At 60.5% G+C, this 23,174-nt stretch carries 21 protein-coding genes; 12 read left to right on the top strand and 9 right to left on the bottom strand.

The annotated features are described in order from the left end of the window. Positions 1-3 precede the first annotated feature (3 nt). On the bottom strand, positions 4-1,236 hold the full coding sequence (gene wecB / locus SGN16_RS15580; protein WP_335945254.1) for a UDP-N-acetylglucosamine 2-epimerase (non-hydrolyzing): 1,233 nt from the start codon (positions 1,234-1,236) through the stop codon (positions 4-6). A 925-nt stretch (positions 1,237-2,161) separates the two neighbouring features. Here wecB and SGN16_RS15575 point away from each other — a divergent pair. The 3 genes from SGN16_RS15575 to SGN16_RS15565 are packed head-to-tail and all read left to right on the top strand — an operon-like array spanning position 2,162 to position 5,062. Continuing rightward, positions 2,162-2,710 (top strand): TRAP transporter small permease, encoded by a 549-nt coding sequence (locus tag SGN16_RS15575; RefSeq protein WP_210638921.1) that lies wholly within the window; start codon positions 2,162-2,164, stop codon positions 2,708-2,710. Next, on the top strand, positions 2,707-3,987 hold the full coding sequence (locus SGN16_RS15570) for a TRAP transporter large permease subunit (RefSeq protein ID WP_210638920.1): 1,281 nt from the start codon (positions 2,707-2,709) through the stop codon (positions 3,985-3,987). The genes SGN16_RS15575 and SGN16_RS15570 overlap by 4 nt, the downstream gene beginning before the upstream one ends. A gap of 55 nt (positions 3,988-4,042) precedes the next feature. Next, on the top strand, positions 4,043-5,062 hold the full coding sequence (locus tag SGN16_RS15565) for a TRAP transporter substrate-binding protein (protein ID WP_210638919.1): 1,020 nt from the start codon (positions 4,043-4,045) through the stop codon (positions 5,060-5,062). Positions 5,063-5,232: 170 nt separating this feature from the next. On the opposite strand, the gene SGN16_RS15560 is transcribed toward SGN16_RS15565, so the two are convergent. Continuing rightward, on the bottom strand, positions 5,233-6,024 hold the full coding sequence (locus SGN16_RS15560) for a transporter substrate-binding domain-containing protein (RefSeq protein ID WP_335945245.1): 792 nt from the start codon (positions 6,022-6,024) through the stop codon (positions 5,233-5,235). A 185-nt stretch (positions 6,025-6,209) separates the two neighbouring features. On the opposite strand from SGN16_RS15560, the gene SGN16_RS15555 reads away from it, so the two are divergent. After that, a complete protein-coding gene (locus SGN16_RS15555; protein ID WP_335945246.1) occupies positions 6,210-7,400 on the top strand; it encodes a GGDEF domain-containing protein in 1,191 nt (396 codons plus the stop codon). Positions 7,401-7,419: 19 nt separating this feature from the next. Here SGN16_RS15555 and SGN16_RS15550 read toward each other — a convergent pair whose 3' ends face one another. After that, a complete protein-coding gene (locus SGN16_RS15550; RefSeq protein ID WP_210638916.1) occupies positions 7,420-8,073 on the bottom strand; it encodes a TetR family transcriptional regulator in 654 nt (217 codons plus the stop codon). A 132-nt stretch (positions 8,074-8,205) separates the two neighbouring features. Between SGN16_RS15550 and SGN16_RS15545 the strand changes: the two genes are divergently transcribed. Further along, positions 8,206-9,444, top strand: a complete 1,239-nt coding sequence (locus tag SGN16_RS15545) for an arabinose transporter (protein ID WP_335945247.1) — start codon at positions 8,206-8,208, stop codon at positions 9,442-9,444. A gap of 61 nt (positions 9,445-9,505) precedes the next feature. After that, positions 9,506-10,372 (top strand): SDR family oxidoreductase, encoded by an 867-nt coding sequence (locus tag SGN16_RS15540; protein WP_335945248.1) that lies wholly within the window; start codon positions 9,506-9,508, stop codon positions 10,370-10,372. Between the two features lie 34 nt (positions 10,373-10,406). Here the strand turns inward: SGN16_RS15540 and SGN16_RS15535 are convergent, their stop codons facing one another. Beyond that, positions 10,407-11,279 carry a LysR substrate-binding domain-containing protein gene (locus SGN16_RS15535; RefSeq protein WP_335945249.1) on the bottom strand — a complete coding sequence of 291 codons (873 nt, stop codon included), beginning with the start codon at positions 11,277-11,279 and terminating at the stop codon, positions 10,407-10,409. Between the two features lie 102 nt (positions 11,280-11,381). Here SGN16_RS15535 and SGN16_RS15530 point away from each other — a divergent pair, with 102 nt between their 5' ends. After that, positions 11,382-11,807, top strand: a complete 426-nt coding sequence (locus SGN16_RS15530) for a VOC family protein (protein WP_210638912.1) — start codon at positions 11,382-11,384, stop codon at positions 11,805-11,807. A 56-nt stretch (positions 11,808-11,863) separates the two neighbouring features. Here the strand turns inward: SGN16_RS15530 and SGN16_RS15525 are convergent, their stop codons facing one another. Beyond that, on the bottom strand, positions 11,864-12,496 hold the full coding sequence (locus SGN16_RS15525) for a response regulator transcription factor (protein WP_210638911.1): 633 nt from the start codon (positions 12,494-12,496) through the stop codon (positions 11,864-11,866). 31 nt (positions 12,497-12,527) lie between these two features. Continuing rightward, on the bottom strand, positions 12,528-13,889 hold the full coding sequence (locus tag SGN16_RS15520; RefSeq protein WP_210638910.1) for a cache domain-containing protein: 1,362 nt from the start codon (positions 13,887-13,889) through the stop codon (positions 12,528-12,530). 351 nt (positions 13,890-14,240) lie between these two features. Between SGN16_RS15520 and SGN16_RS15515 the strand changes: the two genes are divergently transcribed. Next, the gene (locus tag SGN16_RS15515) at positions 14,241-16,301 is read left to right on the top strand and encodes a carbon starvation CstA family protein (RefSeq protein WP_210638909.1); all 2,061 of its coding nucleotides are present in this window, start codon (positions 14,241-14,243) and stop codon (positions 16,299-16,301) included. Between the two features lie 16 nt (positions 16,302-16,317). After that, positions 16,318-16,515: a YbdD/YjiX family protein gene (locus tag SGN16_RS15510; RefSeq protein WP_003201656.1), complete on the top strand. Its 198-nt coding sequence runs from the start codon at positions 16,318-16,320 to the stop codon at positions 16,513-16,515. 232 nt (positions 16,516-16,747) lie between these two features. Here SGN16_RS15510 and SGN16_RS15505 read toward each other — a convergent pair whose 3' ends face one another. Beyond that, positions 16,748-18,061: an ATP-binding protein gene (locus tag SGN16_RS15505; RefSeq protein WP_335945550.1), complete on the bottom strand. Its 1,314-nt coding sequence runs from the start codon at positions 18,059-18,061 to the stop codon at positions 16,748-16,750. Continuing rightward, positions 18,058-18,798, bottom strand: coding sequence for a response regulator (locus tag SGN16_RS15500; protein ID WP_210638907.1), 741 nt, complete (start codon positions 18,796-18,798; stop codon positions 18,058-18,060). The genes SGN16_RS15505 and SGN16_RS15500 overlap by 4 nt, the downstream gene beginning before the upstream one ends. Positions 18,799-19,030: 232 nt before the next feature. On the opposite strand from SGN16_RS15500, the gene SGN16_RS15495 reads away from it, so the two are divergent. From SGN16_RS15495 to SGN16_RS15485, 3 genes are all read left to right on the top strand, one after another. Then, positions 19,031-19,294, top strand: coding sequence for a DUF2790 domain-containing protein (locus SGN16_RS15495; protein WP_210638906.1), 264 nt, complete (start codon positions 19,031-19,033; stop codon positions 19,292-19,294). An 82-nt stretch (positions 19,295-19,376) separates the two neighbouring features. Continuing rightward, entirely contained in the window at positions 19,377-20,588 is a 1,212-nt protein-coding gene (locus SGN16_RS15490) for a cytochrome c biogenesis protein DipZ (protein ID WP_210638905.1), read from the top strand. 228 nt (positions 20,589-20,816) lie between these two features. Next, positions 20,817-21,146 (top strand): hypothetical protein, encoded by a 330-nt coding sequence (locus SGN16_RS15485; RefSeq protein WP_210638904.1) that lies wholly within the window; start codon positions 20,817-20,819, stop codon positions 21,144-21,146. 10 nt (positions 21,147-21,156) lie between these two features. Here SGN16_RS15485 and SGN16_RS15480 read toward each other — a convergent pair whose 3' ends face one another. Next, positions 21,157-23,022 carry a sigma-54-dependent Fis family transcriptional regulator gene (locus SGN16_RS15480; protein ID WP_335945549.1) on the bottom strand — a complete coding sequence of 622 codons (1,866 nt, stop codon included), beginning with the start codon at positions 23,020-23,022 and terminating at the stop codon, positions 21,157-21,159. Between the last annotated feature and the right edge of the window lie 152 nt (positions 23,023-23,174).

Here is a 23,174-nt window from a genome sequence, read left to right as displayed (position 1 = left end):
CGGTTATGAGGTGAAATCGGCGAGCAACTCGTGGGGCGCGGACATTGGCGCGTGCGCCAACGCCTGGAACGAATGTGCCTGGCCCACGGAAAAATCGCTGACAGGGCGGCCCATCAGGGTATCGACGATGCGTTGGCTGGCCTTGCCATCGCCATAAGGGTTGGCGGCCTGGGAAGCACGACGCCACAAAGCACCATCGTCGAACAGTGCGTCCACACCGGCGATGATCGAGGCTGGGGAAGTGCCCACCAGGCGCACGGTGCCCGCGGCTACGGCTTCGGGGCGTTCGGTGACGTCGCGCATCACCAGCACGGGCTTGCCCAGGGACGGCGCTTCTTCCTGCACACCGCCAGAGTCGGTGAGGATGACGTGGGCGTGTTGCATCAGGCGCACGAAGGCCAGGTAATCCAGAGGCTTGATCAGGTGTACGTTGAGCAGGTCGCCCAGTTGCTCGGTCACCGGCCCCAGCACGTTGGGGTTGAGGTGTACTGGGTAGACGATCTGGATATCCGTACGCTGGGCCAGGTGGCGCAGGGCCTTGCAGATGTCCAGGAAGCCCTCGCCGAAGTTTTCCCGGCGGTGACCGGTTACCAGCAGCAGCTTGCGCCCGGTTTGCAGGAACGGGAATTGTTGGTCCAGCTCGCCACGCAGTTGTGCATCTTCATCGATGCGTCGGGCGGTCATTTGCAGTGCGTCGATGACGGTGTTGCCCGTCACCAGACAGCGACCCTGCAGGCGTTCATTGAGCAGGTTGTCGCGCGATTGCCCGGTAGGTGCAAACAGCAGGTCGGCACTGAGGTCGATGCAACGACGGTTCATTTCTTCCGGCCATGGGCTGTAGATATCACCGGTGCGCAACCCGGCCTCCACATGACCCACGGGGATACGCCGATGGAACGCTGCCATCGAAGCCACCATGGCCGAAGTGGTATCACCATGGACCAGTACCCGATCCGGCCGAGTCTGCTCCAGTACCGGGTCGATGGCGCTGTACAACGCAGCGGTCAGGGAGTTGAGCGTCTGGTGCGGCGTCATCACGTCAAGGGTGAAATCAGCCTTGAGATCGAACAGATCCAGCACCTGCTTGAGCATGCTTTTATGCTGGCCGGTGACACAGATCAAGGACTCAATGCCGGGTTCGGCTGCAAGGGCCTTGACCAAAGGTGCCATCTTGATGGCTTCTGGACGGGTACCGAAGATCGAGAGGACCTTGATCCGTGAGTCTTGAATAGCGATGACGCCCTTCCTCGCGCAGTTTTCTGCGCCGCACAACAGCCGTCCAAGCACAAATAATGTGTTGGGCAAGCAAGCGGTTAAGTTGATTGGATCCGATATCAGGCAAAAACGGTTACATGCACAGAAAGTGACGTAGTGGCATCTTGCGATCTGATCCGTCAAATTAATAACATCAAAGATCGTTGCTGCAAAGTTTTATATGTGAAGTTTAAATAATATTTTTTTTAAGAACTTGTTAATGGCGAGAGAGAGGAGTGTTTCGGCGATTTTATATTTTATTACTCTTTGATTAATAAGGTTTTTTTATTTTTTTTGAGTGGGGGTTCGACGCTTTTGTCAGGTTGTGGGGAGTGACGACATTTTTTTGACAGATGGCGCCAATGTTTATGTAGGAAATTGGCTAGCCATTAGAATGACGCCTGGATATTGTCATGTTCTGGTCATGCCTTAGTACTTGGGTGCCAAGTCTTACAACTATGTGAAAGTTCAATTTAATTTGAGTTTTTATTTAAAAAAACTCTACGGCTACGCACATTGTTCGGGCTTATAAACAGCATGGTTCTTAATTAGAACAAGTGATGGTAGCGCCTTCTTGCATCGCCAGAATTCCGCTGAAAGTCCTATCGCCCCTGTAGCCGATAATCGCACGCTTTGTCATACGTTAGCCTCGGGGATATTGACCGAACTAACCGGTTGGTACATTTTAGCTGCCATACGTCTTGCGACGCATTGCCAAGACCATAATAAAAAACAGAGGAATACCTCATGCGCACCTATCCGCAAACGCCCTACGCCTTTCCCTCGATCTGTTGCTCCCGGCCTGGAGCCTCTCGCAATACCTCTATTCGGATTCGATAGCGGCCACCGTTGCCGTTTACTCGCGCCGGTTGGAACCCGGCACTCGACAATCCGAGAGGTCTTCAAGATGGCAAAAGTCGTTGATCTGTATTTCAAGCTGCTGAAGCTACTGATCGTGCTGTGCATGATCGCCATGATCGTGCTGGTATTTGGCAATGTGGTACTGCGCTATGCCTTCAACTCCGGCATCAGTGTGTCGGAAGAGCTGTCGCGCTGGTTTTTCGTCTGGATGATTTTTCTCGGTGCGCTGGTAGCGCTCAAGGACCGCGCTCATCTGGGGATGGACAGCCTGGTCAAGCGCTTGCCGCCGGCCGGCAAGCGCGGGTGCCTGGTCATCGGACATCTACTGATGTTGTACATCTGCTGGCTGATCTTCAGTGGCAGTTGGCAGCAGGCGTTGATCAACCTGAAGGTGGTCGCGCCAGCCTCAGGCCTGTCAATGGCCCTGTTCTACGCCGCCGGCCTGGTGTTCGGCGCCAGCGCCGCGCCGATCCTGATCTACGAACTCTATCTGGCGCTGTCCGGCAAGCTGGGGGATGACGAACTGGTCATGGTCCAGGACAACGACGCCGCCGAGGTGATCGCCCATAACTCCATCAAGAGTACTCGTCCATGACGCTGGTTATTTTCCTCGGGTCGTTGATGGGCAGCATGGCGCTGGGCATACCCATTGCGTTTGCCTTGCTGGTGGTCAGCGTGGCGCTGATGTTTTATCTGGATCTGTTTGACGCACAAATCATCGCCCAGAACCTGCTCAATGGCGCCGACAGCTTTCCGTTGATGGCGGTACCGTTTTTCATGTTGGCCGGCGAAATCATGAATGTCGGCGGCCTGTCCAAGCGCATCGTCAACATTGCCATGGCTCTGGTGGGGCACAAGCGTGGCGGTCTCGGTTACGTGGCCATCATTGCGTCCTGCCTGCTGGCGTCGCTCTCCGGCTCGGCCGTGGCCGATGCCGCGGCACTGGCGGCGTTGCTGGTGCCCATGATGGTGCTGGCCGGACACAACCGGGGGCGCTCGGCGGGGCTGATCGCCGCCGGTAGTATCATCGCACCGGTCATTCCGCCGAGCATCGGCTTCATTGTCTTTGGCGTGGCTTCCGGTGTGTCGATTTCCAAGCTGTTCCTCGCCGGGATCGTGCCGGGGTTGATGCTGGGGGCCTCGCTGGCCTTGGCCTGGTGGTACATCTCTCGCAGCGAGAACGTCGAGACGCCGCCCAAGCGTTCCCGCGCCGAAGTGTTGCGCACGTTGCTCGACGGCAGTTGGGCGATGGGCCTGCCCTTGATCATCATCCTGGGGCTTAAATTCGGCATCTTTACTCCCACGGAAGCAGCGGTGGTCGCGGCGGTCTATTCGTTGTTCGTATCCCTGGTGATCTACCGGGAAATGAAAGTCAGCCAGCTGTATGAAGTGATCCTGTCCTCGGCCAAGACCACCTCGGTGGTGATGCTGCTGGTGGCGGCGGCCATGGTTTCATCGTGGCTGGTGACCATCGCGGACCTGCCCGGCCAGTTGGCCGAATTGCTGGCGCCCTTCATGGACAACCAGACCCTTTTGCTGCTGGTGATGATGGTGCTGATCATCCTGGTCGGAACGGTGATGGACATGACCCCGACCATTCTTATTCTCACTCCGGTATTGATGCCTGCGGTCATCCAGGCGGGTATCGACCCGGTGTACTTCGGCGTGCTGTTTCTGATCAACACCGCTATCGGCCTGATCACTCCGCCCGTGGGGACGGTGCTCAATGTGGTGTGTGGGGTGGCGAAGCTGGACTTCGAGGAAATCGTCCGCGGCGTGTGGCCATTCATGCTGGCGCAGTTTGTAGTGCTGTTGCTGTTGGTGCTGTTCCCGCAACTGGTCATGGGGCCATTGAAATTCTTCACCGGCTGATGCCGGTGCAAGCGTAGTAGCTCGACTTGAAAAACAATAATGATCGGAGAGTGATATGCGAAAACTGATGAAAACCCTGTTGGCTGGGGCGTGTGCAACGGGGTTGCTGCTGGGGAGCGTGGCCAGTCACGCCGATGAAATCCGCGAACGTACCCTGCGATTCGCGTTCCAGAACGTCAAGGAGCATCCACAAGGGCAGGGCGCGCAGAAGTTCGCCGACCTGCTCAGCGAGAAGAGCGGCGGCAAGATCAAGGTCCGCCTGTTCCCCGGCGGTACCTTGGGCGGCGACGTGCAAACGGTGTCAGCCCTGCAAGGCGGCACGCTGGATATCACTGTACTGAACTCCGGCATCCTGGCGGCCCAGGCACCGGACTATGCAATGCTCGACTTCCCCTTTTTGTTCAATAACGCTGAGGAAGCCCATGCGGTGATCGATGGGCCGGTCGGCCAGAAACTGGCGGCACAGCTGGATAGCAAAGGCTTGGTGGGCCTGGGTTATTGGGACCTGGGCTTTCGCAACCTGACCAACAGCAAGCATCCGGTGACCAAGCTCGAGGACATGCAAGGCTTGAAGATTCGCGTCATCCAGTCGCCGATCTACCTGGAAACTTTCTCCGCCCTGGGGGCCAACCCGGTGCCGATGGCGTTCCCCGAGGTCTATACGGGCCTTGAGCAGCACACCATCGACGGCCAGGAAAACCCTTTCACGGTGATTGAAGGCAACAAGTTCTACGAGGTGCAGAAGTACCTTTCCGTGACGGGACACATCTTCAATCCGCAGTCGTTGATCATCAGCCAGAAAACCTGGAATCGCCTCAACGACGATGAAAAAGCGATGATTCGCCAGGCGGCAACCGAGGCGCAACAATTCCAGCGTGAAGTCACCGCGGCGAGCATGGACAAGGCCAAAGCCACCCTGGCCGGCGCGATGACCGTCAACGAAATCACCCCGGCGGAGAAAGATCGTTTTCGCGAGCGGGTACAACCGGTGATCGACAAGTTCGCCAAGTCCCTGGATGGCGAGCTGGTGAAGATGATGTACGCCGAAATCGCCAAGGTGCGGGCGGCGCAGTGAGTTGAAGTGTCGATAATCAAGGTCTGACGCTGAATCAGACCTCAAGCAGTTCAACCTGTGGGAGCGAGCTTGCTCGCGATGGCGGTGTTTCAGTCAGCATCGATGCTGCTGAACTCACGCCATCGCGAGCAAGCTCGCTCCCACAGGGATTTGTGTTTCTTCTCGAACGGTTACTGAGCGCCCGGAACCGCCAACCACTGCCCAATGACCTTCTGATAACTGCCGTTTGCCTTGCTCAGGTGCAGCCACTGATCGACGTACATTTTCCAAGTGGTGTCGTCCCGTGGCAGCAGGTAGGCCTTCTCGCCATATTGCAGGTAGCGGCTCGGGTTGACGGCGCACAGGCCGGGTTTGAGTTTTTGCTGGTAGAGCGCTTCCGATGCATCAGTGATCATCACGTCGGCTTTCTTGTCCAGCAGCTCCTGGAAGATGGTCACATTGTCGTGGAAGTTGAGCTGGCCCTTGGGCAGGAATGCCCGGACGAAGGCTTCGTTAGTGCCGCCGGCCGGCTCCACCAGGCGTACCGAAGGCTGGTTGATCTGTTCGATGGTCTGGTAGCGCGTCTGGTCTTCGCAGCGAACCAGCGGGATCTTGCCATCCACGTCCAGGGTGCTGCTGAAGTAGGCTTTCTTCTGGCGCTCCAGGGTCACCGAAATCCCGCCCATGCCGATGTCGCACTTTTGCGCCAGCATGTCTGGCATCAGGGTTTTCCAAGTGGTCTGTACCCATTGCACCTTGACGCCCAGGCTGGTGGCCAGCGAGCGCGCCATGTCGATGTCGATCCCTTCGTATTCGCCCGTTTCGGCCTTGTAGGTGTAGGGCTTGTAGTCGCCGGTGGTACAGACCCTCAGTTCGCCGCGTTGCAGCACCTGGTCCAGATGCGAGGGGGCAGGCTCCGCCAGGGCACTGCCGCAGAGCGCCAGCAGGCCACAGATCGTCATCGTGCTTGTTATGGTTTTCATAGGGATTGGACGTCTCGCAAGGGAAGGGGACAAGACGGGCCAGTGTAGTAAAAGTGTTTGCAGGCTGTCACCGGAGGCGGTTGAGCTCGCCGTCATGGATGAGTCCGTCAAACTTCACAGGTTTCCTTTCCCCAGCTCTGTCATCATGGCCAATTGCATACCTTGCTCGGCGAGAGCCCGCTCCAATGGACGCATCAGTCGTCAGAATTACGCTTGTCTTGATGGTTCCCGGGATCCTGTCGGTCTTTGGCGGCGCATTTGTGTGCGCGTGGCTTATCGACAAAAAACGCAACTATTTGCTGCTCCTGGCCGGTGGCTGTGGCCTGTTCGCGTGCGGCGCCTTTTCACAGATTTTCGGCTTGCCGCCAGGGATTGGGCCCAACGCCATTGTGTCCGGTGCGCTGTACACTTCGGCGGTTCTGGCGGTGGCCGAAGGCGTTTTGCTGCGCTCGCAGAAGCGCTTCGGTTGGCGGACGAACATCGTTGTGGTGGGCCTCATTACCCTGGCAATGGCCTGGTTCTTCTACATTGACCGTAGCCTCCTTGCGCGCATCTACATCCAGAACTTCGGCTACGGCGCGATTCTGTTGGTGGCTGCGCTCAAGCTCAGATCCCTGGTGGGCGGCCGACTCGTCGACAAGGCACTGTTCTGGGTGTTGCTGGTCTTCTCGTTGCATTTCTTTCCGCGAACCCTGCTGACCGTCGGGCTTTCGGCGCCTGTCGACCGGATCACTTTCGTCAACTCGGTGTTTTGGCAGGCGCTCCAGTTATCCCTGGCGGTGCTAGGTGTTGCGCTTGCCTTTGCGATTCTCGCCGCTGCCATTGCCGATGTGATCGATGACTTGCGGCGCGAGCGCGATTTCGACCCATTGACCGGTGTCTTGAACCGACGCGGCTTCGAGGACCAGGTGTCGTTGCTACTGATGAAGAGCCCGCGTGGCACGACGTCGCTTGCACTGTGCGACATCGACAATTTCAAGAGCATCAACGACACCCACGGTCATGACGTGGGCGATAACGTCCTGCGCGAGGTTGGGCAACTGCTGCGTGCTTCGGCGCGCAAACGAGACATCGTCGGTCGACTCGGCGGCGAGGAGTTCGCCGTGCTCTTGCCGGACACAGATGCCCGGGAAGCCCATGAGTGCGCGGAACGCTTGAGAATGGCCATCGAGCACGGTGGTTGCATCACGTTGGACGCTGTGGGGCCGGTCACCGCGAGCTTTGGCGTCGGCAGTCTCGGCCCCGAGGAAACCTGGCAGGGGCTGTACAAACGTGTCGATACCTTGCTCTACCAGGCCAAGCGAGCAGGGCGGAACCGGACGGTGGCGGATGGTTTGCCACATCGGTTCGACAGGCAGACTGAAGTTGAGTCCTGAGCGAGCATCCTCACCCCGATCAAGCCATAGGCGATGAGGCTTGAGGCTGTTCAAGACTGGCCAGATACGCACAGAACATATCGGCCATTGCCTGCGCATATTGTTCAATTTGCGCAGATGAGCGAGGCGTAGCCGAAAACTGTTTGCCGCCGGCACTGAGCGTCGTGGTGATCAAGTCGGCGGCCAGTGCTCGGTGTTGCGCCGCTGCCTTGGGCAGCACCTCTTGCATGAAGAGCTCCATCGCCTGTTCCGTCGAAGCCCTGGCCTCCTGCGCCTCGGGAGCGTCACGGTAAAGCGGCGCGGCGTCGTTGAGCGCGACGCGGATCAGCGCCTCATCGCATTCCGATTGGATAAACGCATGCACGAGTGTGCGCAGCCGTTCGAAGGGTGATTTGCCATGGTCTTGAAGGATATTGCGCAGCATGTCGCACGTCTGGCGCCATTCATCACTTTGCAGGCGGAACAGGATCGCCGCTTTGTTCGGAAAGTACTGATACACCGAACCGACGCTCACGCCAGCTCGCTCGGCCACGCGCGCCATGGTGAATCGTGGTGCGCCTTGCGTTGCCAAAACCTGAACAGCGGCTTGTAGAACGGCTGAAACCAGTTCGGTCGAGCGTGCCTGCCGGGGTTGTTTTCTCGAGGAAATCTGTGGGCCTGAGCGCTCGGACATGGAGGGATGGACCTTGTAGGGGGAATGCGAATAGAAAACGCGACGAAGTATTCGTATTCTGAATGCGACGAATTGATCGCATTTTAGTCGTCCCCCAAACGGCATTCAACGACTTCCCTTGGTATGACTCTCATGACTCACAAACATACGCATCCTGCTTCTTCGGCGACCTATGGAAACGACGACGCCAATCCGGTGTTCAAGCTGCTTCCACTGGCCCTGACGGTGTTCATCGGCTTCCTGACAATAGGCATGCAACTGCCCGTCTTGCCCTTGCATCTGCACGACACGTTGGGCATGGGCACGCTGGTGATAGGCCTGGTGGTGGGTGCGCAATTTGCCGCAGCGCTGCTGTCGCGATCCTGGGCCGGCAACTTCGCGGATATCCGCGGCACCCAGCGTGCGGTGATTGCCGGCTTGGTGACGGCGGCCTGTTCCGGCCTGGTGTACCTGGCTTCCCTGGCGTTCGTCGATGTGCCGGTGGTTTCAGTCTGGCTGCTGCTCTTGGGCCGAGTCATTCTGGCTATGGGCGAAAGCTTGATCGTCACCGGCGCACTGGGCTGGGGCATTGGCTTGGTCGGGCCGCAACATGCAGGCAAGGTCATGGCCTGGAATGGCATCGCCATGTATGGCGCTTTTGCCTTGGGTGCGCCGGCCGGCGTTTTCCTGAATGCCCTGTGGGGATTCACAGGCATTGCCGTGAGCTCGGTATTCATCCCGTTGCTGGCACTGATGGTCGTTGCCAATGTCGCCGCTGTCGCCCCCACGGCGACCCGGCGCACACCTTTCTACAAAGTGCTGGGCACTGTATGGGCCCCTGGCATGGGGCTGGCGTTCTGCAGTGTCGGGTTTGGGGTCGTTACCGCGTTCATCGCACTGTTGTTCGCCAGCAGGGGCTGGGGCAATTCCTCGCTGGCCTTCACCGCGTTTGGCCTGGCGTTCATTGGTGCTCGCCTGATGTTCGGGCACCTTCCAGACAAGCTGGGTGGCGCGCAAGTGGCGTTGGTCTGTGTCGTCATCGAGGCGATCGGCTTGCTACTGATCTGGGCAGCCGACACCGCGCTCGTCGCCTACCTGGGGGCCGCATTGACCGGGTTCGGCTATTCGCTCGCGTTCCCAGGCTTCGGGGTGGAAGCGGTGCGGCGCGCTTCGGCGCAAACCCGTAGCCTGGCCATGGGCGCCTATGTTGCATTTCTTGATATCTCGCTGGGCATTACCAGCCCGCTGGCCGGCGTATTGGCCAGTGGCTGGGGCATCGATGCTGTTTATCTTGGCGGCGCCGTGGTTGTCGCACTGTCCTTTGGGGTGGCCTTGTTGCTGTTGACGGGGCGAGCCGATGGGAAAGCGGTACAAGTTCAATACAAATCTTGAGCCGTCCATAGGCTATAGAGGTTCGCGATCTCAGTTTTTTTCCAGAGTAGGAGCGTTGCACATGCACGTATTCGTTACCGGCGCCACAGGTTGGGTTGGGTCGGCGGTGGTCCAGGATTTGATCGGGGCCGGCTACCAGGTCACAGGGCTGGCCCGTTCCGAGGACAAGGCCGCCAGGCTGGCCGCCACTGGCGCGAAGGTCCTGCGCGCCACCCTCGATGACATCGAAGCCTTGCAGACAGCGGCGTTGGCGTCGGACGCGGTGATTCATACGGCGTTCAATCACGACTTTTCCAGGTTCGCCGAAAATGCCGAGCAGGACCGTCGTGTGATCGAGGCCTTGGGCAGTGCGCTGCAAGGCTCTGCACGTCCACTGCTGGTCACCTCGGGCTTGTTAGGCCTGACCCGTGGCGCGGTCGAGCTTGAAGTGGCCAGCCCTGCGTCTGCGCGTAAATCCGAAGTGGCCGCTCGAACGTTAACCGAGCGCGGTGTGCGCGTGGCCACAGTGCGCTTGGCACCTTCGGTCCACGGCTTGGGCGACTATGGGTTTATTCCGCTCCTGATCCGCCTGGCGCGTGAGAAGGGCGTCTCGGCTTACCTGGGTGAGGGCCGCAACTGCTGGGCTGGCGTGCATCGGCTGGATGCGGCGAAGGTCTACCGCCTGGCGCTCGAACAAGGCGTGACGCAGTCGGTGTACCACGCGGTCGCTGACGAGGCCGTACCGTTCAAGACCATTGCCGAGGCGCTCGGACGTCGCCTGGGCTTGCCGACGGAGTCACGCGAGCGCGAACACTTCGGCTGGTTCGCGCACATGGCCGCTGCGGACATGGCCGTGTCCAGTCGGCACACGCGGGCATTGCTAGGCTGGACGCCAAGCGGGCCTGACCTGCTGACAGACCTGGATCAACCCGGCTATTACCTTGATTGATCGATGTCCGGGGGAGGGCTGGGCAGCACACGTGTCAGCCGTCGCGGGCTTGCTCGGTCAGCAACTCAACGAGCAACCGCACTGGCTCGGTCAAGCTTTGTGGGGCGCGATGGACGAGACCGATATCACGATGGAAGGTGTGGGAGCCCAGGTCCATGACCCGGACTCCAGCAGGCCAGTCCTGATGGGCCGCGGTCTGGGGAACCAAGGCAACGCCGACGCCCCTTTCCACCAATTTGATGATCGCGTCCAGTTCGTCCAGCTCGCAGACCTCCCGCAGGGTAATGGGCATCCGGCGCAGGAAGCGGTCCACCTGCCGGCCACCAAAGGATGAGCGGTCATAACGGATGAACGGCTGGCTGGCGAGCAATCCGGCCCAATCATCCCCTGGCGCATCGCGGGGGACGATCAAGCGGTAGGGTTCCTGGATCAGGGTGCTCCAGCGCAGATCGCTCTGCAGCGAGAAGGGCGGGCGGATGATGGCTGCAAGGTCGATCTCGCCGGCGTCCACCAGGTTGATCAGCTCGATCGACAGACCGGGAATCACCCGCGTGCGGCATTGCGGGCTTTGGCGGTGGAACCGCGCCAAGGCGGCCGGCAGAAATGAGCGCTGGACTGAGGCAATGGCGCCGATGTTCATCAGCACGCTGGCCGGCGTGTCGAGGCTGGAAGAGCCCAGGTTGTCGTACTGGCGCAGCAGTTCCTGGGCTTGCACCAGGATCTGATGGCCCTTGCGGTTCAGGTGGGCCGAGCGTCCCTTGCGCTCGAAGATCTCGAAGCCCAGTTCGGCCTCAAGGCGTTGCATTTGGGCGCTCACGGCTGCCTGGGTGAGGCCGATACGATGGCCGGCAGCGGCGAAGGTGCCTTCGCGGGCAACGGCGACAAGGGTTTTCAGTTCTTTGATCATTCACAAAGAATAATTGTGTTTCTTAGTAATTTATATTGATTTTATTGTTTTGAGCGTGACGTTAGGCTTTGTCTCTCTTTTCTGTAAACGACCGGTGCCCTGATGAGTCTTTCACCCTTTCACTTGGCTATTCCCGTTTATGACCTCGCCGCTGCGCGTACTTTTTACGCTGATGTGTTCGGCCTGCCGGAAGGTCGTTCGAGTGCGCAATGGGTCGATTTCAATTTCTACGGTCATCAGTTGGTGATCCATGAACAGCCGAAGACGGCGTCCCAGGAAAGCGTGCACAGTAACCCGGTCGATGGCCACGACGTTCCTGTTCCGCACTTTGGCGTGGTGCTGGGCTGGGCCGAATGGGAGGCCCTGGCCGAGCGTTTGAAGTCCTTTGGCACAGAGTTCGTGATCGAGCCCTATATCCGCTTCCAGGGCCAGGTTGGCGAACAGGCGACGATGTTTTTGTTCGATCCTTGTGGCAATGCGCTGGAATTCAAGGCGTTCAAGGATATGAGCCAGCTGTTTGCGAAATAAGCGGCGACGCAGGCCCCTGTGGCGAGGGAGCTTGCTCGCCACAGCAGGTTTCTATATCAACGCGAAATGATTCCGTGGTCGATCGCGTATTTCACCAGCGCCGCGGGTTTGTCGATGTTGAGCTTGCGGCGGATGCTCAGGCGGTGGGTTTCGACGGTCCGCACGCTGATGTCCAGTTCCCGGGCCATTTCCTTGTTGTTCAGCCCCTGGACCATTTTGTACAACACCTGGCTTTCGCGCGGCGTCAGCTCGTTATCGGTGTTTTGGTCGGTGGCGAGGCGCTGGGCGATCTCGGCGCTGTAGAAGGTGCCGCCGCTGATGATGGCTTCGATGGCCGCGATGATTTCCCGCGACGGCGCATTCTTGAGCACATAGCCGCTGGCGCCGGATCGCACGGACTCGCTGACGTACTCGTAATTGTCGTACATGCTGAGGATGAGGATCTTCAGGCTGGGGTATTGCTTGCCCAGCAAGCGGGTCAGTTCAAGCCCGTTCATGTCCTTGAGGCTGATGTCCATCAGCAGCAGGTCCGGTTGGCAGCGACCGACCATTTCGATCGCTTGCGCACCGTTCTCGGCTTCGCCGACCACCTCCAGTCTGGGCATCACGGACAGCAGGGCCCTGATGCCATCGCGCACCAGGGAATGGTCGTCGACCAGCGCGACGCGGATTGCAGGGGGCAGGTTCATCGGCAGGTGCTCTTGTTGGAATGGGCGCGCATCAGCTTTCTGTCGCCGACAGGTTCATGGGCAGCAAAATGTCCAGTTCGCTTCGCCCCGGTACTGACGTCACTTCCAGCCGTCCGCCAAAATGCTCGACCCGTTCGCGGATATTGCGCAGGCCGATGCCGGAATGGCCACGTTCGACCTGTGGGACGTTAAAGCCCATTCCGTCGTCCACCACCGTCAGGCGCAAGGACTGGCCGGAGCCGAACAAGGTGATGCCGACGCTTTTCGCGCCGGCGTGACGCTCGATATTGGTCAGGGCTTCCTGGGCAATGCGGAACAGCGAAACCGGTGCACCATTTTCCAGCCGACAATCGAATTCATTGCTCCTGTAGGACACTTCAAGCCCGCTGCGTTGCTGGAACTCAGCCGCGAGTTGGCCGATGGCGGCGGGCAGGCCCAGGGTGTCGAGCAACGAAGAGCGCAGGTCGTGGGAAATGCTGCGGATCTCGCCGATGGCTTCGCCCAGGCGGTCTGTCGCGTTTTTCAGGATACCCAGGCCGTTTTCCTGACCATTTTCCAGCACATGACTGGCCAGTTCGAACTGGAATTTTATCGATACCAGCAACTGGCTGATGCCGTCGTGAAGCTCGCGAGACACCCGTGAACGCTCCTCCTCCTGCAGGCTGACAATGCGTTGGTTCAACCGCTGCAGCTTTTTGTCGGCCAGGCGGTGTTCGCTGACGTTGAGGGTCATGCCGCCGGCAAACACCAGCAGCACCGCCACTAAGGCGATGGCGGCGATGGCTTGCATGGTGGTGTGGATGCCCTGGGCCACCTCGTCGCGGGCCTGCTGGGTGGCGCGCTCGACATCCTCCAGGTAAATCCCGGTGCCAAGCATCCAGCCCCAGCGATCGAGCATCACCACGTAGGCGAGTTTGTCGGTGACCTGGCCGGAGGAGGGCTTGTTCCAGGCATAACGCTGGAAACCTTCGCCGGATTCGGCACTCTTGAGCAGCGCCTGGATCACCGGCAGGCCGTGGGGATCCTTCATGTCCCAGAGATATTGCCCCACCAGCTCCGATTGACGGGCGTGCATCAGGCTGCGGCCCTGGCGGTCGTACACGAAAAAATAGCCGTTGATGCCGAAGCTGAGCTTGCGCAGCTCCTCCAGGACCTGCTGCTGCGCGCGTTCGTCGCCCAAGCCGTCGTTGTACAGCGGGGCGATCAGGCTCTGCGCCATCTCGACATAGTTTTTCAACTCGGCGCGTTTGCTCGCCAGGATGCTGTCTTCGATCAATTGCGCCTGTTGATCGCCCAACTGGCGATTGAGTGAGATCACCAAGGCGCAGATCACAGCAATCGCCAGGACCAGGGGCAGAATCCCGAGGGCGACGATTTTGTGTTTGAGCAGCATCTGTACTCCTGTCCGGGTTCGGCGGCGGGGAGGTGGATGGCGGGCATCATATGCCAAACCCAGGCGTGCTCAATAATCCTATCGGATATGAGGCTTGAACCCTGTGGGAGCGAGCTTGCTCGCGATAGCGTCGGCTCAATCAGCATTGCTGGCGACTGATGCACCGCCATCGCGAGCAAGCTCGCTCCCACAGGAGATGGGTTTCTACGTAGAACTACGTAGGTAGCCCGTACGTAGTACTGCGGATTTATTTATTGACGACTTCCACGGATATTGGGCCGGCTCCGAATAGCCGGGGCACACTATAAAAACAATCGCCGCAATCCACTGGATATCGGCAGGAGACACGCAATGACAACCCGTCTGGTTAAACACCTCGCCTGGTTTGCCGTGGCTGTTCTGGGAGCTTGTGCGTTGAGTGTCGTGGCCTTGCGCCGCGGCGAACCGATCAACGCCCTCTGGATCGTCGTCGCAGCCGTGGCCATCTACCTGGTCGCCTACCGCTACTACAGCCTCTTCATCGCCAACAACGTGATGCAACTCGATGCGCGTCGGGCCACCCCCGCCGTGCTCAACAACGATGGCCTGGACTATGTCCCGACCAACAAACACATTCTCTTCGGCCACCACTTCGCGGCCATTGCCGGTGCGGGGCCGCTGGTCGGGCCGGTGCTGGCGGCGCAGATGGGCTACCTGCCCGGCACGCTCTGGCTGATCGCCGGCGTGGTGCTGGCCGGTGCGGTGCAGGACTTCATGGTCCTGTTCCTGTCCACCCGCCGCAACGGGCGCTCCCTGGGCGACATGGTCCGTGAAGAAATGGGCCGCATCCCCGGCACCATCGCGCTGTTCGGCTGCTTCCTGATCATGATCATCATCCTCGCGGTGCTGGCGCTGATCGTGGTCAAGGCCCTGGCCGAGAGCCCATGGGGCATCTTCACCGTGATGGCGACCATCCCGATCGCGATGTTCATGGGCATCTACATGCGCTACATCCGTCCGGGCCGCATCGGGGAAATCTCGCTCATCGGCGTGCTGTTGCTGCTGGGTTCGATCTGGCTGGGCGGGCAGATCGCCGCCGACCCGGTCTGGGCCAAGGCTTTCTCCTTCACCGGGATCCAGATCACCTGGATGCTGATCGGCTACGGTTTTGTCGCGGCGGTGCTGCCGGTGTGGCTGATCCTGGCGCCGCGGGACTACCTGTCGACGTTTCTCAAGATCGGTACCATCGTCGCCCTGGCGATCGGCATCCTGGTCACCATGCCCGAGCTGAAAATGCCGGCGCTGACCCAGTTCACCGATGGCACCGGGCCGGTGTGGAAGGGCGGGCTGTTCCCGTTCCTGTTCATCACCATCGCCTGCGGCGCGGTCTCGGGGTTCCATGCGCTGATCTCGTCGGGCACCACGCCCAAGCTTCTGGATAACGAAGTCAATGCCCGCTACATCGGTTACGGCGGCATGCTGATGGAATCCTTCGTGGCGATCATGGCCATGGTCGCCGCTTCGGTGATCGAGCCGGGTGTGTACTTCGCCATGAACAGCCCGGCGGCGATCGTCGGCGGTGATGTGGTGGCCGTGGCGCAGACCGTCAGCAGTTGGGGCTTTGCCATCACGCCCGAGGCGCTGCAAGCGGTGGCCAAGGACATCGGCGAAACCACCGTGCTGGCCCGTGCCGGCGGTGCGCCGACCCTGGCGGTCGGGATCGCGCAGATCCTGCACTCGGTGCTGCCAGGTGAGAACACCATGGCGTTCTGGTACCACTTCGCGATCCTGTTCGAAGCGCTGTTCATCCTTACCGCAGTGGACGCCGGCACCCGTGCCGGGCGGTTCATGCTGCAGGATTTGCTCGGCTCGTTCGTGCCTTCGCTCAAGCGCACCGAATCCTGGCCGGCCAACCTGATCGCCACCGCCGGTTGTGTGGCGATGTGGGGCTACCTGTTGTACCAGGGCGTGATCGATCCGCTGGGCGGCATCAACACCTTGTGGCCGCTGTTCGGCATCTCCAACCAGATGCTGGCCGGTATCGCCCTGATGCTCGCCACCGTGGTACTGATCAAGATGAAGCGCCAGCGCTACGTCTGGGTGACCATGCTGCCAGCGGCCTGGCTGCTGATCTGCACCACCACGGCAGGCCTGATCAAGCTGTTCGACGCCAACCCGGCGATCGGCTTTTTGGCCCTGGCCCGCAAATACAACGATGCCCTGGCCGCCGGCCAGATCCTGGCCCCGGCCAAGAGCATCGAGCAGATGCAGCACGTGGTGTTCAACGCCTACACCAACGCAACGCTGACGGTGTTGTTCCTGTTCGTGGTCTTCAGCATCCTGTTCTACGCGCTCAAGGTTGGTATCGCCGCCTGGGGCACCAAGGAACGCACGGATAAAGAAGCACCATTCCAGGCCGTGCCGGACGCCTGAAACGAGGATTGCAACGATGTTCAATGACTTGAGTCGCCTCGGTAAATACCTCGGTCAGGCCGCGCGCCTGATGGTCGGCATGCCCGACTACGACAACTACGTCGAGCACATGCAAACCAAGCACCCGGACAAACCGCTGATGGACTACGAGGCGTTCTTCCGCGAACGCCAGGAGGCCCGTTACGGTGGCAAGGGTGGGCCCAAGTGCTGTTGAAGCACCGCTTGGGTTGAGGTAACTCTTGTGGGAGCGGGCTTGCTCGCGAAGGCGTAGTGTCAGTTGCGATCATGTCGGCTGACCTACCGCTATCGCGAGCAAGCTCGCTCCCACGGTTGTTTTTGGGTGGTCTCAGGATTTGCATACGCCACAGAACCCCTTGTGGGAGCGAGCTTGCTCGCGATGGCGTCGGGTCAGTAGCATCGATATCGACTGACCCACCATCATGGGCTTACCGGGCTTGGTGACTGAGCCGCAGCTCGGCACACAGCCCGCCGCCGTCGCGGTTGCTCAAGGTCAGTGAGCCGCCCATGGCATGGGCCAATTGCTGGGCGATGGCCAGGCCCAGTCCCGTGCCGCCGGTTTCCCGGTTGCGCGAGCTTTCTACCCGGTAGAACGGCTTGAGTACTTCGGCCAGTTCCTCTTCATTGATGCCGGGGCCACGGTCCAAGACCTGGATCGCCAATTGCCCGTCATCAGCGAGTTGCACCTGGATCTGGGCAGCACCGCCGAACTTCAATGCGTTGTCCACCAGATTGACCAGTACCCGGCGCAGGGCATGGGGGCGGGTGTCGATGACGGCGGCATTTTTCCCGGACAACTGCACGTCCTGCCCGGTGTCCTGATAGTCGAACACGAGGCTGTCGAGAAACGCATCCAGGCTGATGCGGCAGCTGGCCTCGGTGGCGCCATGGACGCTGCGGGCATAGGCCACGCCTTCGCGCACCAGGTGTTCCATTTCGCTCAAGTCGCTCCACAGTTTGTCCTTTTCAACGCCATCGTCCATGAATTCGGCGCGCAGCTTCATGCGTGTGATGGGGGTCTGCAAGTCATGGGAAATCGCCGCCAGCAGTTGCATGCGCTCTTTGAGGTAGGCGGCGATGCGGTCCTGCATGGCATTGAACGCCTTGGCGGCATGCACCACTTCAGTCGGGCCTTTTTCATCCAGGCGTACGCTGTGGACGTTCGGGTCGAGGGTTTCCACCGCTCCGGCCAGCCGGGTCAGCGGGCCGACGGCGATGCGCACGGCCAGCCAGGTGCAGCCGATCAACAGCGCCAACTGCCCCAGCAACACCCCCGGCAACCAAGGGGAGAGGGGCACCATCGCTGGTCGTACATCGATGGTCAGCGGACTGCCGTCGCCCAAGCGCAGGTGCGCCTGATAGTGCTTCTGCGGCCCGGGAATGTCGGTAAAGGTCAGGGGGTAGGCCTGGCCGATGGCCTCTTGGATCGAACTCACCGACACCGGTGCGTTGGCAAGGTCCATCGGCTGGCCGGGCTGGCCTTCATCGAGCCGGTAGTCGTAGTTGCGCCGCACCAGTTTGGGCAGCCAGGCTTGGCGCTCGGCGGCCGGTAGGCGGTCGAGAATGGCGATAGAGGTCGAGACATCAGTCTCCAGGTTACCGAGCATGGTCGACTTGGCGCTCTGGTAGCGCTCGTAGTACTGGGCGCCAAACGACAGGCCCTGGGCCAGGATCAAGCCGATCAGGAAAATCAGCGACAACCGCGAAGCCAGGGTGCGTGGCCAATGTAACGCCAGCCTCATACCGACGCCTCGAGGATCTCCACCGGCAGCGAGAACACATAACCCTCGCTGCGCACGGTCTTGATGTAGGCCGGCTCCCGGGCATCGTCCAGCAGGCGCTGGCGCAGACGACTGACCAGCAGATCAATGGAGCGATCGAACAGATCGGCGTCCCGGCCTTGGGTCAGGTTGAGCAACTGGTCGCGGTTGAGCACCCGCTGCGGATGGTCGAGGAACACCCGCAACAAGCGATATTCGGCGCCGCTCAGGGCGACCATGGTGCCGTCGCCATCGAGCAGGTGGCGGGCGGTGGTGTCCAGGCGCCAGCGGCCGAAGGCCAACAGGCGGCCGCTTTCAGTGACCACCAGGTTGGGCGGCAGCATGCGGGTACGGCGCAGCACGGCGTTGATCCGTGCCAGCAGCTCACGGGCGGCGAAGGGTTTGACCAGGTAGTCGTCGGCGCCCATTTCCAGGCCGATGATGCGGTCGGTTTCGTCATTGCGGGCGGTGAGCATCAGCACCGGTGTGGCCTTGTGTTTGCCGGCGCGCAGTTCCCGACACAGCACCAGGCCGTCATCGCCCGGCATCATGATGTCCAGCACGATCAGATCCACCGGAGTGGTTTCCAGGAAGGCGCGCATTTGCCGGCCATCGGCTACGACCGTGGTGCGCAGGCCGTTCTTTTTCAGGTAGTTGCCCACCAGCTCTCTGATCTCGCGATCGTCATCCACTATCAACACGTGATCGACATGATCCATGGTGTCCAGTCCCCTTGGCGTTTTGTGTGATCAGTCTACAGGCGCCGGCCGGCCCGGCTCACGGCGGTTTGTATTGCAGTGTATCTGGCGCGCGGCGGATACACAGCGATGCAAAAAGCCTCCTGGCTCGATACAGACACGATACCTGCGCGGCATTCAATGGTGTGCATCGAGGCAACACAACAGGCCTCGGCAGGAAAACACTCCCATTGAATGAATCGAGGACCGTGCCATGAACACCAAAGCCATCTACACCGCTTGCCTTTTCGCCACGCTGAACATCTGCACGTTGTCGGCTCGGGCCGAGAGTGACGTCCAGGCGCAAACCTATGCCTACGGCAGCCACCTTGATATCCAGAAAGTACTGTCCCTCAGCGAAGACGCTGCACCGACTTGCGGCGTGGTGAATGCCCGGATGACCTACCTGGACTCAGCGGGCCGCAAGCAGGCGCTGGATTACCGCAAGTTTGCCGACAATTGCCATGACGACAACTGAAACCAATGTCTCATGAGTTATTTATAACTTCATGTTTTAAAAGAATTTACTTTATAAAAATGTCTGCCATTGAGGTGCTGCCATGCTTCTGATCGCTTTCCTCGGCGGGATCCTGACGATCCTCAGCCCCTGCATTCTTCCCGTGGTGCCGTTTCTGTTCGCCCGGGCCAATCGTTCGCCGAGCTCGGTGTTGCTGACGCTCGCGGGCATGGTGCTGACGTTTGCCCTGGTATCCAGCCTGGCGGTGGTCAGTAGTGAATGGGTTCTGCGGGCCAGCAGCATCGGCCGGCAGGTTGCCTTGGGGGTGATGGTGCTGTTCGCCTTGTCGCTGATCTTCAGCCGATTCGGCACCTGGCTGGCACGGCCGCTGGTCAGCCTGGGCAATCGGATCGACGCCGGCGCTGGGCGGATGGCCGGGCCTGCCGGGGCGCTGCTGATCGGTGTCGCCACCGGGCTGCTCTGGGCACCGTGCGCCGGGCCGATCCTCGGGGTGATCCTGACCGGGGCCATGCTGCAAGGCGCCAGTGCCGAAACCAGTCTGCTGTTGGTCGTCTATGGGCTGGGCAGTGCCTTGTCGCTGGGAACATTGATCTTCGCCGGACGCGGGTTGGTCGGCCGCCTGAAGCCCTCTTTGCCGATCACCACCTGGCTACGTCGGGGTGCCGGAGCGCTGGTATTGCTGGTCGCCGTGGCGATTGGCACCGGTGTCGATAATCGTCTGTTGGCCAGTACCTCCTCCCAAGGCGCTGCAGCCTTGGAACAGAGCCTGCTGGAGAAAGTACCCAAGGCTATCGATTACGTGGTCAGCAAGGCCGGCGCAGCCTCCATGCCGAGCCTCGAAGCCCAAGGCACCATGCCCTCGCTGGACGGTGCGGTGCAATGGCTGAACTCGCCAGCGCTGAGCAGTGAGTCACTCAAGGGCAAGGTGGTACTGGTGGACTTCTGGACCTACGACTGCATCAACTGCCAGCACACGCTGCCGTATGTGAACGATTGGGCGAAGAAGTATGAAAAGGACGGACTGGTGGTGATCGGCGTCCACACCCCGGAATACGCTTACGAGAAGATCATCGACAACGTGCGCGAGCAGGTGCGCAAGCTGGGCATCGGCTACCCGGTGGCGATCGACAATCAATATGCGATCTGGCGCGCCTTCAACAACCAGTACTGGCCGGCCCATTACTTCATCGATGCCAAGGGGCAGGTGCGCTACAGCCACTTTGGTGAAGGGCGCTATGGCGAGCAGGAGCAGGTGATCCAGCAGTTGTTGCAGGAGGCGAAGGCGAACCAATAAATTAACTAAATATATTCAATTTCAATATCTTAGGAATATATCTTCTGGCGATTTCTAGATCGGTATGCCGCTTGGAGGGACGGATACCGCAGCTGGCGAAGGCAAGCCGATATATGTGGCGAGGGAGCAAGCGCCCTCGCCACATATATTTTCCAGCCAGGTGCTGGCCCCTTGCTCATCTTAATGTCGTCAAACTTCTTTCATTTCAGAAAGTTGAGCGACAAACCTATGCGATTTTCTAAGTGGGTCATGGCGTCGTTTCTCCTGGCTGCCGTTTCGCTTGAGGCCCAGGCCAGGGTGCTGACGCAAAACCAGCAGTCGATGTGCCGCTGGGGTTCGGACATTGCTGCGGGAGCACAAGCCTCGAAGCTCTCCGGGATTACCCTGTACGGCGCCCGCAAGCGACTGCAGGTACGTAAATTTCCCCGGCCCTGGATGCGCATGACCGCCATGGGCATCACCGAACAAACCTACAACAGCGCCTCGCGCCTCAAGCCCGCCGCAGTCAAGCAGACTTACTACGAGCAATGTGTGCGTCACGAGTTGGCGCGAAGATAAGCCTTGGCCTTCATGCCGGGCTTCTGCCCGGCATGTCGATGCCATGCTGGTGCACCCTTCGATACAGGGTCGCCCGGGAAATTCCGAGGGCCCGGGCAGCGGCGGTGGGTTTCCAGCGATGGCGCACCAGGGCATCGAGCAGAGCCTGGCGTTCCGGGCTGGCGCTCGGCTCCGGCGGTTGGACGGCGGGATTTGTGCTGTGCAATGACTCGGGCAGATGGCTGAGCTGGACCACACTGGTTTCGCATACCGCGCAGGCGTAACGCAGTACATGACGCAACTGGCGGATATTGCCCGGCCAGGGGTAACCGAGCAGGCATTCCAGGGCCGCGCCGCTCAATTGCACGGCCCCTCCGCACAGTGCCGATTCCTCTTCCAGAATGCGGTTGACCAGCGCTAGCCGATCCGTGCGTTCGCGCAGCGGTGGCAGCTGGAAGCGAGCGCCGCCCAGACGAAAATACAGGTCCTCGCGAAACTCGCCAGCGGCAACCAACGTCTCCAGGTCGCGGTGGGTGGCGCAAATCACCTGGATATCCACGGCCTTGCGGCGCGATGCCCCCAGAGGCGCCACTTCACCCTCGGCCAGCACCCGTAGCAAGCGGGTCTGCAAGGCCAGTGGCATGTCACCGATTTCGTCCAGGAACAGCGTACCGCCATCGGCCTGTTGCAACAGACCTTGCATACCTTTGGCCGAGGCCCCGGTGAAGGCCCCGGCGACGTAGCCGAACAACTCGCTTTCGATCAGGCTTTCAGGAATGGACGCGCAGTTCAGTGCCACGAACGGGCGATCACGGCGCTGACTGGCCTGGTGCAACTGGCGGGCGAACACTTCCTTGCCGGAGCCGGTTTCGCCCTGGATCAGCACTGGCAGGTTGCGATCCTTGACCCGCACCGCCAGGCGCAGGCTGTCGGCCAGGCGCGGGTCGATCTCGCAAGGGGTCAGTGCGATTCGGGGACGCGGATTGGCCCGGTGGCGCGGCGCACTCAAGCGGCCATGCAGGGCGTGATCGAGGGGGCAGAGGCTTTCGTCCCGTGCGCGGTGCAGCAGTTGCTGATCGAACACTTGGCTGATGTGTTGCGGCAACTGGCCATAGTGTTGCAGCAGGTAATGGCGCGCAGCCGGGTTGAGGGCCTGCAGGCGGCCGTCGTCGTCCCAGGCGAACAGGAAGTCCGGTTGGCTGTCGACGTAGCCGGCGTTGCGATGGGCGCGAAGCACCCAGTAGCCCTGGGCGCTGCTCATGAAAAACGCCTGTTCGATCTCCCGGGCGCTTTGCACCACCATCTGGCGGATCAGGTGTTGGGAGCGTCGATCATCCGGCGAGCGTACCGCCGAGACGTCCAGCACTCCGAGTAACTCGCCTTGCGGGTCGAACACCGGCGCGGCGGAGCAGGTCAGGCCAATGAACGCCGCGCGGAAGTGATCGCGCTTGTGCACCGTCACCGGGGCCTTGGCCGTGAGCACCGCCGCCACGCCACAGGTGCCTTCCTCACCCTCCGACCAACAGGTGCCCAGGTACAAGCCGGCCTTGCGGCAGTCATTGCGAATGGTGGTTTCCACCCGATAGTCGATGGTCTGGCCCTGGGCATCGGTCAGCAACACGCAGTAATCGGCGTCGCGCACCCGCCCATGCAGGCGCGCCACTTCTTCACTGGCAATGTTGAGGAACAGCTCGGAGCGCTCGCGGCATTGCTTGAGCACGTCCTGGGAGAGGATGCGCGGGCCCTGCAGCGAACCGGGGTCCAGGTGATGTTGCTCCATGGAGCGGCGCCAGGAGTCGAGGATCAGGTCCGGAACGGGCAGTTGTGGCAATTGGTCCGCGTTTTTCAGTACACGGCTGACGCAATCCACATGCGCCCGGGAGTGAGCGGAAAGCATACGGGCCTCCGATTCAGCTTCTTATCGTTGTGCGCTCATTAAGCGCCGTTCGCCGTCGGCAGACAAGCGTGTCGCCTGCCAGGACAGGTGTGAGACGCCACGTCTCACTGTCTCGCGGGCGCCTCGTGCAGGCTGACATGCCGCGTCTCACA

This window comes from Pseudomonas sp. G166, from assembly GCF_037027455.2.
GTDB lineage: Bacteria > Pseudomonadota > Gammaproteobacteria > Pseudomonadales > Pseudomonadaceae > Aquipseudomonas.
This window is presented reverse-complemented; position numbering and strand designations above follow the sequence as displayed.

Excerpts from the sequence above, each read along its gene's own strand:
- SGN16_RS15575 (WP_210638921.1), top strand. The coding sequence starts at position 2,162 with ATGGCAAAAGTCGTTGATCTGTATTTCAAGCTGCTGAAGCTACTGATC.
- SGN16_RS15570 (WP_210638920.1), top strand. The coding sequence starts at position 2,707 with ATGACGCTGGTTATTTTCCTCGGGTCGTTGATGGGCAGCATGGCGCTG.
- SGN16_RS15565 (WP_210638919.1), top strand. The coding sequence starts at position 4,043 with ATGCGAAAACTGATGAAAACCCTGTTGGCTGGGGCGTGTGCAACGGGG.
- SGN16_RS15560 (WP_335945245.1), bottom strand. The coding sequence starts at position 6,024 with ATGAAAACCATAACAAGCACGATGACGATCTGTGGCCTGCTGGCGCTC.
- SGN16_RS15555 (WP_335945246.1), top strand. The coding sequence starts at position 6,210 with ATGGACGCATCAGTCGTCAGAATTACGCTTGTCTTGATGGTTCCCGGG.
- SGN16_RS15550 (WP_210638916.1), bottom strand. The coding sequence starts at position 8,073 with ATGTCCGAGCGCTCAGGCCCACAGATTTCCTCGAGAAAACAACCCCGG.
- SGN16_RS15545 (WP_335945247.1), top strand. The coding sequence starts at position 8,206 with ATGACTCACAAACATACGCATCCTGCTTCTTCGGCGACCTATGGAAAC.
- SGN16_RS15540 (WP_335945248.1), top strand. The coding sequence starts at position 9,506 with ATGCACGTATTCGTTACCGGCGCCACAGGTTGGGTTGGGTCGGCGGTG.
- SGN16_RS15535 (WP_335945249.1), bottom strand. The coding sequence starts at position 11,279 with ATGATCAAAGAACTGAAAACCCTTGTCGCCGTTGCCCGCGAAGGCACC.
- SGN16_RS15530 (WP_210638912.1), top strand. The coding sequence starts at position 11,382 with ATGAGTCTTTCACCCTTTCACTTGGCTATTCCCGTTTATGACCTCGCC.
- SGN16_RS15525 (WP_210638911.1), bottom strand. The coding sequence starts at position 12,496 with ATGAACCTGCCCCCTGCAATCCGCGTCGCGCTGGTCGACGACCATTCC.
- SGN16_RS15520 (WP_210638910.1), bottom strand. The coding sequence starts at position 13,889 with ATGCTGCTCAAACACAAAATCGTCGCCCTCGGGATTCTGCCCCTGGTC.
- SGN16_RS15515 (WP_210638909.1), top strand. The coding sequence starts at position 14,241 with ATGACAACCCGTCTGGTTAAACACCTCGCCTGGTTTGCCGTGGCTGTT.
- SGN16_RS15510 (WP_003201656.1), top strand. The coding sequence starts at position 16,318 with ATGTTCAATGACTTGAGTCGCCTCGGTAAATACCTCGGTCAGGCCGCG.
- SGN16_RS15505 (WP_335945550.1), bottom strand. The coding sequence starts at position 18,061 with ATGAGGCTGGCGTTACATTGGCCACGCACCCTGGCTTCGCGGTTGTCG.
- SGN16_RS15500 (WP_210638907.1), bottom strand. The coding sequence starts at position 18,798 with ATGGATCATGTCGATCACGTGTTGATAGTGGATGACGATCGCGAGATC.
- SGN16_RS15495 (WP_210638906.1), top strand. The coding sequence starts at position 19,031 with ATGAACACCAAAGCCATCTACACCGCTTGCCTTTTCGCCACGCTGAAC.
- SGN16_RS15490 (WP_210638905.1), top strand. The coding sequence starts at position 19,377 with ATGCTTCTGATCGCTTTCCTCGGCGGGATCCTGACGATCCTCAGCCCC.
- SGN16_RS15485 (WP_210638904.1), top strand. The coding sequence starts at position 20,817 with ATGCGATTTTCTAAGTGGGTCATGGCGTCGTTTCTCCTGGCTGCCGTT.
- SGN16_RS15480 (WP_335945549.1), bottom strand. The coding sequence starts at position 23,022 with ATGCTTTCCGCTCACTCCCGGGCGCATGTGGATTGCGTCAGCCGTGTA.